This window comes from Rhodococcus sp. I2R (assembly GCF_020889545.1).
Classification (GTDB): Bacteria; Actinomycetota; Actinomycetes; order Mycobacteriales; family Mycobacteriaceae; genus Rhodococcoides.
In genome coordinates this window covers 43,673-54,528 of record NZ_JAHUTG010000028.1, presented here as the reverse complement: position 1 = coordinate 54,528, position 10,856 = coordinate 43,673, and the positions used below count along the sequence as shown (strand labels likewise).

Below are 10,856 nucleotides of genomic sequence, written 5' to 3'. Positions count from 1 at the left end.
CCCTCCAGCGCCGATGGTACTGCACTCGACAGGGTGTGGGAGAGTAGGACACCGCCGAACACAAACCCCAGAAATACCCCCTCGACCACCAGGTCGAGGGGGTATTTCTGCATTCCCACACCACCAATAACCCACCACCACCCCGAGCACATCACCCCGAGCACACCCCACCGCGCCCATCGATGGGAGAGCGACCATGTACGCCCGTCGGGACGGGTGGTTGGCGAGAGCCTGGGGGAGCGTAGCGGGAGAGTGTGAGGGTGTCGTCTCGGATCAGGTGGTCGGGTGAGCGAGTACGGTTTCGGCGGATCGTCCGCGAAGTGTGACGCTCTCACCGAATTCCCAGTGCCCAGCCTCGGACCGATTGGCACCGTCGACGGTGACCTTGGATGCCAGGATTGCGCCTGGGGCGTTCTTCGCCAGGTCGGATAGGCGTGCTGCCTCGTTGACCGGATCGCCGATCACTGTGTACTCGAACCGGGACTTCGCCCCCACATTGCCGGCGACGGCCCGACCGGAAGCGACGCCGACCGCTGCGCTGCACTCGGGGACTTCGTCGACAAGACGAGAGCTGATCTTGCGGGCAGCCGCGAGGGCGCACCCGCAGTGATCCTCGATATCGCCTGGTGCGCCGAAGATGGCGAGCGCGGCATCGCCTTCGAATTTGTTGATGAAACCACCGTGCTGGTCGACCTCGTCGACGACCACGGCGAAGAAGCGATTCAGAAGAGCCACGACTTCCGTCGGTGGCTGTGACGACGCGATTTCCGTCGATCCGACCAAGTCGATGAAGAAGACTGCGATGTCGCGTTCCTCTCCACCAAGTTCGGACGTTTTGTTCAGTGCTGCTTCGGCCACCTCTTGGCCCACGTGTCGTCCGAACAGATCCCGGATCTTTTCGCGCTCGCGAATTCCGTCGGCCATTCTGTTGAACCCGCTCTGCAATTCACCGAGCTCGGTGCCGTCGTAGACAGCCACCTTCACCTCGGTATTTCCGCGTTCGACCTCCGCCATACCCAACCTGACATTGCGAATTGGTGCTGTAGTGGCGATTCCGCCGAGCAGTGTGAGCAGCAGACCGAAGACGAGAGTGATGGCACCGAGCGCGAGGATGGCGACGGCCAATTGCGTGGAACCGGTGCGGTACGGGCGAATGAAGCTGAATATCGCAATGATCATCAGGCCCGCCACCGGTACACCGGTGCCGAGTAGCCAGGAGAGGATGGACCGTCCCATGACTCCCGCGATTCGGATGCGTCGCGGATCTCCGGCTTCGAGCGCGCGAGCGGCGGCAGGCCTCAACGCGAATTCGCTCAGCAGGTAGCTGAAGGCACAAACGACAGTCCCGCCGGCGCCGATCGTGAAGGCTACTTTCGGGATCGCCTCAGGGTCGATCATGCCGTCGATCGTGGTGATGAGGACCAACCCGCCGGTCCACAGAACAATTTGCAGCTTCGTGAGCTGCCACGGCATCGACAGCGTCGTGACCTGTTCGTGGCGAGTCGGATGTCGGTCTTCGATCGCCCACCGTAGAGCGCGCACAGCCCGCGTCGTACCCACCAGAACACCGACGATGAACGCCAGGCTGACATACACCGGGACCACGATGAAGTTGACCCACCAGTACTTCTCGACGTCAAGCACGTTCGGCCCCGGGACGACGACGCTGACGAGGGCGCCGACGATGATCGCCCCGATCAGATTTGAGCCCAACAAGAAAGTCGTCAGAAGAAGTTGGACACGAATGCGTCGTCGCCTGGGTGATTCGGTGGTGTCACCGAGAAGATGTGATCCGAGGGGCGCGGCGGATCGTGTCAGTTGCGGCATGGTCGTCACAGACTAACTGTCGGTCTGGCTTAGGGTAGGTGGGTGCGTCTAGTTATTGCTCGTTGCCAAGTGGACTATGTCGGCCGACTCACTGCTCACCTTCCGCCTGCTAGACGCCTACTTCTGGTGAAGTCCGACGGCTCTGTGAGCGTCCACGCAGACGACCGTGCGTACAAGCCTCTCAACTGGATGTCACCGCCATGCTGGATGGCGGAGAGCAGCGAGGACGGCAAGCTGACGTGGATCGTGACCAACAAAGCCGGTGAGGAATTGCGGATTCTCATCGAGGACATCGAGCTCGACTCCAGCCACGAGCTCGGCGTCGATCCGGGACTGATCAAAGACGGAGTCGAGTCGCATCTGCAGGAGCTGCTCGCCGAGCACGTGGAGACTCTCGGCGACGGCTACACGCTTGTTCGGCGCGAATACATGACGGCGATCGGGCCCGTGGATTTGCTGTGTCGAAACGCCGATGGCGGAACTGTGGCGGTCGAGATCAAGAGGCGGGGCGAAATCGACGGCGTCGAGCAGCTGACGCGCTATCTCGAATTGCTGAACCGCGATCCAGTGCTGGCTCCGGTGAGCGGCGTGTTCGCGGCCCAGAGCATCAAGCCCCAGGCCAAGACGCTGGCGACCGACCGGGGCATTCGATGCCTCACGCTGGACTACGACGTGCTGAGGGGAACCGACAGCACGGAATTCCGGCTCTTCTGACTACATCTCCTACACTCGAGATGTGCCTCGACGGAACCACGACCGCAGACCGAATCGGAAGACTGCCAACGCACGTGGGCCGCATCCCGATTCGTTGATGGGCGGCGCCCGCGTCGAAGCGGGCCCGTCCGGTTGGGCTGACGAGGAGTTCACCTCGCGAACTGTGCCTGGCAATCGCGCAACCAAGACTTATCGGTGCCCAGGGTGTGATCACGAAATACGTCCTGGTGTCGCCCACGTCGTGGCGTGGCCCGCCGACGAACTCGGGGGTCCGGACAATCGGCGGCACTGGCACACCGGCTGCTGGTCCGGACGCGGGACGCGCGGCCTGACGAGGCGCTGGTCGTAGTCGGCCAGCACCCCATCGGCTCGATCCGGTCACGCATTCAGGATGTAGCTTCCGCCTTTTCGGGGGAGGCGCCGTTGTCCTTCGCTCCGTTGCCCTTGGTGTTGCCGTCCTTGCCTGTTTCGCTGGCATCGGACCCGTCCAACAGTTCACTCTCGCGGTTGACCGAGGCGAGCATGGCAGGCACGGAGTCCAGCTGACCGCGAATACCGAGAAGCTGCGCGAGCACGCGGCTGCGCAGGACCCGAAGTTCCTCGGCGAGCTCTTTCGAATGGGCGATACGGCGTTCGGCTTGCTCGGTTGCCGATTGCAGTCGGCGGGTGGCCTCGCTGGTGGCTTCTTCGATGCGGTGCGCAGCGTCGGCCTTGCTCGACGACTCGAGGTCCTCGAGCGCGGTGAGTATCTTGGTGCGCCGTTCCGCCATCGTGATTTCGAAGTCTTCCTGAACCTTCGCGCGCTTGGCCTCCGATTCGGCGGCCAGACGATCGCGCTCGGTTTGTGCGGCTTCGACGACACGAGCAGCCTCGGTACGCGCCTGGGCCATCGTCTGCTCGTGTTCGGTCGCCAGCGCGGTGCGCCGCTCTTCCAGCTCTGCGACGAGTGACTCGTGGCGGGCGCGAAGACGTGCGCTCTCCTGCTCGGCGACGGACACCATTTCCTCTGCCTCGGAGTGTGCCTTGGCGCGAACCTCCGAAGCCTCGTCCGATGCCAGCCGCAGCATTCGCGAGATACGGTCGCTCATCCCCTCGGCAGTGGTCGGGGGAACGGAAAGGCGATCGATGTCCTTGCGAAGTTCGTCGATCTCGTCGCGAGCGTCGTCGAGTTGCTTGGCCAGGTCGCGCGCTTGCGACGCGGCGGCGTCACGGTCGGCAGTGGTCAGCCGCAGTTCGGCGTCGAATCGTTCGAAATAGTTGGTGACTTCGTCGCGATCGAATCCCTTCCGGACGATGGAGAAGGGAAGTTGCACACCGCTGCGCTCTTGCTCGTAGGCCATGGCGTCAATTTACCGGTGCGTAGGGTGCGTGGCCATCGGGTGGGTCAATGGGGTGCACTGGCAGGCTCGACCAGCTCGATCAGCACGCCACCGGCATCCTTCGGATGGATGAAGTTGATTCGTGAATCAGCGGTGCCGCGTCGGGGCGTGTCGTACAGAAGCCGAACTCCGTGGCCGCGCAAGTCGACCGAGATCTCGTCGATGTCGGTGACGCGGTAGGCCAGTTGCTGCAGGCCGGGACCGTTGCGGCCGATGAACTTCGCGATCGTCGAGTTCTCGTCGAGAGGGGCCAGGAGCTGAAGTGCCGTTGCGCCGGCGGGCGCGCCGGGGAACGAGAGCATCGCTTCCCGAACGCCTTGGCCCTCGTTGATCTCCTCGTGGACGGAAACCATCCCCAGGTGCTCGGTGTACCAGGCGATCGCGACATCGAGGTCGGGGACGGCTACGCCAGCATGGTCGATCGCGGTGACAAGCTCGGATCGGACCGGGAGTCCGGCGGAGGACGACGTGGTAGAGGTCCCCGTGGTGGACGGCGTAGTTGAAGTCATAGAGTCGACGTTAGCGTCAGTGCCGTCGAAATGCCCACCGGGGTTGTCGACTGAAATCGGCATCTGACTGTTCGATCGAGAACGAGTGGAGGAAAAACGTGACCACGTCTGTCATCGTGGCTGGGGCTCGAACCCCGGTCGGTCGGTTGTCCGGGTCGCTGAAGGGTCTGTCGGGCTCGGATCTGGGCGGCGTCGCGATCAAGGGTGCGCTCGAGAAAGCAGGTGTCGCGCCGGAACTCGTGGAGTACGTCGTGATGGGGCAGGTTCTCACCGCAGGTGCCGGCCAGATTCCGGCGCGTCAGGCGGCCGTTGCGGCGGGTATTCCGATGGACGTTCCTGCTTTGACGATCAACAAGGTGTGTCTGTCGGGTATCAACGCCATAGCGCTGGCGGATCAGATGATTCGTGCAGGCGAGTTCGACGTGGTCGTCGCGGGCGGTCAGGAGTCGATGACCCAGGCTCCGCACTTGCTCGAGAAGAGCCGCGCCGGCTTCAAATACGGTGACGTCACCATGCGCGACCATCTCGCTTTCGACGGCCTGTACGACATTTTCACCGATCAGGCAATGGGCGGGTTGACCGAATGCCGCAACGAGGGCGCTACCGCGAGCACCCGCGAAGAACAGGACGCGTTTGCGGCGGAGTCGCATCAGCGAGCGGCGGCAGCCTGGAAGAATGGTGTTTTCGACGACGAAGTCGTCCCGGTCTCGATCCCGCAGCGCAAGGGTGATCCGATCGTGTTCGCGGAGGACGAGGGCATTCGCGCGGACACCACGCCCGACACGCTCGCCGCCCTACGTCCGGCCTTCAGTAAGACGGGCACGATCACGGCCGGCAATGCCTCCACCATCAATGACGGGGCCGCCGCGGTCATCGTGATGAGCAAGGAGAAGGCCGAGAGTCTCGGATTGTCCTGGATCGCAGAGATCGGCGCGCACGGTGTGGTGGCGGGCCCTGATTCGTCACTTCAGTCTCAGCCGGCTCGCGCAATCGCCAAGGCGTGCGAAAAGGAAGGCGTGGACCCGAAGGATCTCGATCTGATCGAGATCAACGAAGCATTCGCGGCGGTCGGTATCGCCTCGACGCGGGAACTCGGGGTGAGCGAGGACAAGGTCAACGTCAACGGCGGTGCCATCGCGATCGGGCATCCCCTCGGCATGTCCGGTGCCCGTATCGTGCTGCATCTGGCATTGGAACTGCAGCGCCGCGGCGGAGGAACCGGCGCAGCGGCATTGTGCGGTGGTGGTGGCCAAGGTGACGCCTTGATCGTCCGCGTCCCGGCGAAGTAGCGGTGACGGTGGCTCTGATCGATGCACTCCAATGAGACCAGAGCCACCACGCCGGGCCACTACACAGTGTCGTAGGGGTCGGGCACAATGGTCGTCATGTTGAATTTCTTCGATCTGAGCACCACCGCCAAGCGTTTCCGCTTCGTCGCAGTCCTCGAGGCCTTCACCTGGCTCGGACTGCTGATCGGTATGGCATTCAAGTACATCCCCGCTGATGGCAACGAGATCGGCGTGAAGATCTTCGGACCGATTCACGGAGCTGTGTTCGTGCTCTATCTGGTCGTGACCGTCATCACCGCGGTGAAGTTGAAGTGGAATGCGGTCACCACGATTCTTGCCGCTGTGGCGAGCGTGCCGCCTTTCGGCACGGTGATATTCGAGGTGTGGGCTGCCCGAACCGGACGGATGGCGGAGCTGAACACCCAGCAGCCGAGTCTGGCAAAAGGTGTGGGCGCCGCTTAACCGACCTCGCGGGTAGAAGACCGACCCGGATGGTGACAAACTGTACGGCGTGACTCGACCCGGATCTCGCTCGTCAGCCCGTCCTCCAGCAGCCGTTCCCGCATCCATCGCCGGCGCCGTCGATCTCTCCGGTTTGAAAGATCGGCCGGCGCCCCCAGCTGCGGCGGGAGGCGACGAGGACGCGTCGGGCCTGCCTCCGATCGTCGACGTGACGACTGCTTCCTTCGAGGCGGAGGTACTGCGGCGATCCTCGCAGGTTCCCGTCATCGTCGATCTGGGATCTGCTCGGTCACCCCAGTCCGTCGCGCTGACTCGCCAGCTCGGACAGCTGGCACTTGAGGCCGGCGGTCGGTGGGTTCACGCGCGCGTCGATGTCGACAGCAATCCTCAGATCGCACAGGCCTTCGGTGTCCAGGCCATCCCGACGGTCGTTGCCGTTGCCGGGGGCCAGCCATTGGCGGACCTCCAGGGCGCGCAGTCCGAGGAGCAGCTCCGCAAGTGGCTCGAGGCGATAGAGCAGGCCACGGCAGGAAAGCTGACCGGGCCTCCCGGAGCCGCATCGGTCGAAGAAGAACCCGAGCCCGAGGATCCGCGGCTCGTTGCGGCCGAGGAGGCCCTGGGTGAGGGCGACTTCGACGCCGCTATCGCGCAATACCAGGCGATCATCGACGCCGAGCCTGCGAACTCCGACGCCAAGTCTGCGCTTCGCCAGGTGAAGTTTCTTGCCCGTGTACAGAACGTCGACGAGAGTGCCGTGGCGAAGGCCGATGCGGCACCGGGCGATGTGGCCGCGCAGATCGAGGCTTCCGACGTCGAGTTGTCGCAGCAGAAACCAGAAGCAGCGTTCGCTCGGCTGATCGACGGCGTCAAGCGCACAGCCGGAGACGAGCGCACGCAGCTCCGAACTCGGCTCCTCGAGTTGTTCGAGTTGTTCGACCCTGCCGATCCAGTGGTGGTGGCGGCTCGGCGAAAGCTGGCTTCGGCCCTGTACTGATCTACCGGTAGCGGACGGTGCAGGTCTCCTGCCCGCCCAGCACTCCCGAGCGGAAGGCGTCGACCCGCGAGAACCCGCTCGGGAGCGTGACGCCGTTGATATCGCTCGCGGTCAGGCCGTCGCTGAGAAGTCCGGAAACAGCCTCGTCGAGATCGCCGGGGGACAGCCACACCTCGAGTCCCGAGGCCTCTGGATTCTCGGCGCTGAGCCCTGCCGTGATGACCCCGGCCAGACAGGCGGATCGCAACGCGGTCTGGGGATTGTCCAGCGATTGACCGGCCTCTTTCTGCACCGCCAGCGTGTAGCGCGAGGCGAAGAGCACGTACGCGCTGTAGTCACCGGAGACGTTGAGCGGAATGACATCGCCGCGGCGAGGCTCCTCGGCGGTACCGAGTTCGGCGAGCGCGTCGACGTCGACGCCCAGGACGTTCGTCGACGCGCAGTACGAGACCGGTTCCGTGGATGTGCCGTCGGGACAGTTGGTGTCGCTTCCGTCATAGGACACCGTGGGCGGATCGCTCAGTTGCAGCAGCGTTTCGAACGAGCGAACGAACGCGTCGAGCGATTCGGTGGTGACCGGCAGTTCGCCGTCGTCCTCGGCATCGCTGAACTTCTGTGGAAGGTCTGCGCGACGTGATTCGATCTCGTTCTCGTCGATGTTCAGGCACGCGGATGCGCCGTCGGTGAATCCGATCTGCACCGCGGTGACGCGTTCGAAGGCCGAGCCGTGCACCGATTCCGGGTCGTTCGGATCCACATCTCGCACAGCGACGGTTGCCGCGAGGACCCCGTTGAGTCCGTCGGAGGTGTTGATCGTGAAGTGCGGAGACTTGTCTTCGGCAACGTGCCGGATGAACGCGCCGGCGAAGCAGTCAGCCTGCTGCTCGGCGACGATGGTCGGGGTGTCGTCGCCGACGAGACCGGACTGGTGCTGGATGGAATGCCCGTATTCGTGAGCCATGACCATGACCACTGCCATCGGCCCGAAGGCGTCGATCAAGGCAGGCAGCAGAATTGTTCGGTCCCAGCCGATCGAGTCCTCTCTCGTGCAGTACGCCGCATTGGGAATACCCCCGGTGCGGAACCCGCAGAATCTGACGCCGTCGCCGTCGGCTTCACTCGCATCCCACGAGATCAGGTCGGCCACGGGTCTGAATGGAGTCTTGAACAGCTCGGGATAGGTCTGCGTCCAGTAGCGCTGAATGTCGTCGATCGCGTTGGTGGCGATGATGTCGGAGTCGGTCCCCTCGGAGCCCTGCACCTCGAGGTCGGAGTTCCGTGCGCCCGGTCGAGGTCCGCTGGGTCCGTCGGTGACGGGCAGACCGGCCACGTTGAACGGGTTCTCGTAGATGGAAACGGCTCGGCCGTCGACAACCTGACCGCAACCGGCCAGCAGCAACACCGCCGCGAGGGTCGAGGCGAGCAATGCGGTCGTACTCGGAATGCGTCGGGTACGACCGCCACTCATCTATCGCTCCAGTTTGATCCAGATCGCTCCGTTGGCAGGCAGTGCGACCTGTGCTGACGCCGGCCGACCGTGCCACGAGTGCGACGTCGCGGTTACTTCTCCATAATTGCCGACGCCTGTCCCGCCGTACGAGGTTGCATCCGTGTTGAGGATCTCGACCCAACGTCCAGGTTCCGGTAATCCGACACGATAGTCGCCGCGTACCACTCCGGAGAAGTTGAAGACGCACGCGATCACCGAACCGTCGGACCCGTAGCGCAGGAAACTGAGTACGTTGTTCTCGGTGTCGTTGGCATCGATCCAGGAATATCCGCTGGGAGAGGTGTCGAGTGTCCACAGCGCGGGGTGGTCGCAGTAGACCCTGTTGAGATCGCTGACCAGGCTCAATATCCCTCGGTGCAGGCCGTGGTCGTTGTTCTCGTCGAGTTGATACCAATCGAGGCCGCGTTCCTCCGACCACTCCCGCGTCTGCCCGTACTCCTGACCCATGAAGAGCAACTGCTTGCCGGGATGCGCCCACATGTAGGCGAGCAGCCCGCGCAATCCGGCGGCCTTTGCGTGATCGTCGCCCGGCATGCGCGTCCACAGCGTGCCTTTGCCGTGCACCACCTCGTCGTGGCTGATGGGGAGTAGGTAGTTCTCGCTCCAGGCGTAGACGGCCGAGAAGGTGATCTCGTGATGGTGGTAGGTCCGATGAATCGGATCACGCCCCAGGAACCCGAGCGTGTCGTGCATCCAGCCCATGTTCCACTTCATATTGAAGCCGAGACCACCGACACTCGTCGGACGTGTGACGCCTGGCCACGCCGTCGACTCCTCGGCAACCGTGACGACGCCACTGAACTTCTTGTGCACGGTGGCGTTCATCTCCTGCAGGAACGACACCGCCTCGAGGTTCTCGCGGCCACCGTGGATGTTCGGGCTCCACCCGCCCTCGGGGCGGGAGTAGTCCAGGTACAGCATCGACGCGACAGCATCGACGCGCAGTCCGTCGATGTGGAACTCGTCGAGCCAGAACAGAGCGTTGGCGACGAGAAAGTTGCGGACTTCGCGGCGACCGAAATCGAATACCAGTGTGCCCCAGTCGAGTTGCTCGCCGCGCTGGGGATCGCCGTGCTCGTACAGAGCGCCGCCGTCGAAACGTGCCAACGCCCACTCGTCCTTGGGGAAGTGGGCCGGAACCCAGTCGACGATAACGCCGATTCCCTTGGCGTGCAAATGATCTACGAAGAATCGAAAGTCGTCGGGGCTGCCGAAACGCGATGTAGGTGCGTAGTAGGAGGTGACCTGGTAGCCCCACGAGCCACCGAAGGGGTGCTCGGCCACGGGCAGCAGCTCGACATGCGTGAAGCCGGTCTCGAGGATGTAATCGGCCAGCTGCTCGGCCAACTCTCGGTACCCGAGATTCTGCCGCCACGACGCGAGATGAATCTCGTAGACGCTCATCGGCGCTGCGGTCGGTTCGACGGCGGCGCGTGCATCCAGCCATCCGTCATCGGTCCACTCGAAGGACGAGCTCGACACGACAGATGCGGTGGCAGGCGGGATCTCGGTCGCGAAGGCCATCGGATCGGCCTTGTCGCGAGCGACACCATCGGAGCCATGTACCCGGTACTTGTAGACGGCTCCCGGAGCGAGATCGGGTATGAACAGCTCCCAGACACCGGTGGATCCGAGTGCGCGCATGGGAAAGCTACGGCCTGTCCAACCGTCGAAGTCTCCGATGACGGTGACACCCGAGGCCGCGGGCGCCCACACGGCGAACGAGACGCCGCTGACGTCGCCGTCGAGGGTGGTGTAGTTCTGCTCGTGTGCGCCGAGGATGTCCCAGAGCCGCTCGTGACGCCCTTCACCGAACAGGTGAAGATCGAGTTCGCCGAGGGTGGGTAGGAAGCGGTAGCCATCGGCCGAGACCGCAGTATGGCCACCGGGCCACGTCACCGCCAGTCGATAGTCCATCAGATCCTCGAACGGAACGACGCCCGAGAACACGCCGTGGGCGACGTGCGTCAGGGGATAGTCGGCATCGCCGATGCGGGCGAACACCGACTCGGCGTTGGGCTTGAGCGCGCGGATCGCGGTGCCACCCTCGACGGTGTGCGCACCCAGGATCGAGTGCGGGTTGTAATGCTTGCCCTGAGCGAGCAACTCGATGTCGTTGTCGCTCGGTGGGGCGATGTCAGGCGTGCTCGGCTTGTCGCTCACGTTGGTTTG

10 protein-coding genes are annotated in these 10,856 nt (G+C 63.7%); 5 read left to right on the top strand and 5 right to left on the bottom strand.

The genetic code is table 11. The annotated features are described in order from the left end of the window. Window positions 1-273: 273 nt before the first annotated feature. A complete protein-coding gene (locus tag KVY23_RS21855) occupies window positions 274-1,827 on the bottom strand; it encodes an adenylate/guanylate cyclase domain-containing protein (protein WP_075839855.1) in 1,554 nt (517 codons plus the stop codon). Between the two features lie 42 nt (window positions 1,828-1,869). Between KVY23_RS21855 and nucS the strand changes: the two genes are divergently transcribed. Both nucS and KVY23_RS21845 read left to right on the top strand, forming a co-directional pair. Then, window positions 1,870-2,541 carry an endonuclease NucS gene (gene nucS, locus KVY23_RS21850; protein WP_230558224.1) on the top strand — a complete coding sequence of 224 codons (672 nt, stop codon included), beginning with the start codon at window positions 1,870-1,872 and terminating at the stop codon, window positions 2,539-2,541. Between the two features lie 22 nt (window positions 2,542-2,563). Continuing rightward, window positions 2,564-2,890, top strand: a complete 327-nt coding sequence (locus KVY23_RS21845) for an ATP/GTP-binding protein (protein WP_187346782.1) — start codon at window positions 2,564-2,566, stop codon at window positions 2,888-2,890. Window positions 2,891-2,927: 37 nt separating this feature from the next. Here KVY23_RS21845 and KVY23_RS21840 read toward each other — a convergent pair whose 3' ends face one another. After that, window positions 2,928-3,881: a hypothetical protein gene (locus tag KVY23_RS21840; protein ID WP_075839825.1), complete on the bottom strand. Its 954-nt coding sequence runs from the start codon at window positions 3,879-3,881 to the stop codon at window positions 2,928-2,930. 44 nt (window positions 3,882-3,925) lie between these two features. Next, window positions 3,926-4,429: a methylmalonyl-CoA epimerase gene (gene mce / locus KVY23_RS21835; protein WP_075839857.1), complete on the bottom strand. Its 504-nt coding sequence runs from the start codon at window positions 4,427-4,429 to the stop codon at window positions 3,926-3,928. A 98-nt stretch (window positions 4,430-4,527) separates the two neighbouring features. Here mce and KVY23_RS21830 point away from each other — a divergent pair, with 98 nt between their 5' ends. The 3 genes from KVY23_RS21830 (at window position 4,528) to KVY23_RS21820 (ending at window position 7,174) form a co-directional block, all read left to right on the top strand. Next, window positions 4,528-5,718, top strand: a complete 1,191-nt coding sequence (locus KVY23_RS21830) for an acetyl-CoA C-acetyltransferase (RefSeq protein WP_206508282.1) — start codon at window positions 4,528-4,530, stop codon at window positions 5,716-5,718. 87 nt (window positions 5,719-5,805) lie between these two features. Continuing rightward, a complete protein-coding gene (locus tag KVY23_RS21825; RefSeq protein ID WP_187346783.1) occupies window positions 5,806-6,180 on the top strand; it encodes a DUF3817 domain-containing protein in 375 nt (124 codons plus the stop codon). A gap of 49 nt (window positions 6,181-6,229) precedes the next feature. Further along, window positions 6,230-7,174, top strand: coding sequence for a tetratricopeptide repeat protein (locus tag KVY23_RS21820; protein ID WP_230558223.1), 945 nt, complete (start codon window positions 6,230-6,232; stop codon window positions 7,172-7,174). 1 nt (window position 7,175) lies between these two features. Here KVY23_RS21820 and KVY23_RS21815 read toward each other — a convergent pair whose 3' ends face one another. After that, entirely contained in the window at window positions 7,176-8,642 is a 1,467-nt protein-coding gene (locus tag KVY23_RS21815; protein WP_230558222.1) for a metallopeptidase, read from the bottom strand. Further along, the gene (gene glgB, locus KVY23_RS21810) at window positions 8,643-10,847 is read right to left on the bottom strand and encodes a 1,4-alpha-glucan branching protein GlgB (protein ID WP_230558221.1); all 2,205 of its coding nucleotides are present in this window, start codon (window positions 10,845-10,847) and stop codon (window positions 8,643-8,645) included. Window positions 10,848-10,856 lie beyond the last annotated feature (9 nt).

Coding starts and splice junctions, on each gene's coding strand:
- KVY23_RS21825 (WP_187346783.1), top strand. CDS start 5,806: ATGGTCGTCATGTTGAATTTCTTCGATCTGAGCACCACCGCCAAGCGT.
- KVY23_RS21840 (WP_075839825.1), bottom strand. CDS start 3,881: ATGGCCTACGAGCAAGAGCGCAGCGGTGTGCAACTTCCCTTCTCCATC.
- mce (WP_075839857.1), bottom strand. CDS start 4,429: ATGACTTCAACTACGCCGTCCACCACGGGGACCTCTACCACGTCGTCC.
- KVY23_RS21855 (WP_075839855.1), bottom strand. CDS start 1,827: ATGCCGCAACTGACACGATCCGCCGCGCCCCTCGGATCACATCTTCTC.
- KVY23_RS21815 (WP_230558222.1), bottom strand. CDS start 8,642: ATGAGTGGCGGTCGTACCCGACGCATTCCGAGTACGACCGCATTGCTC.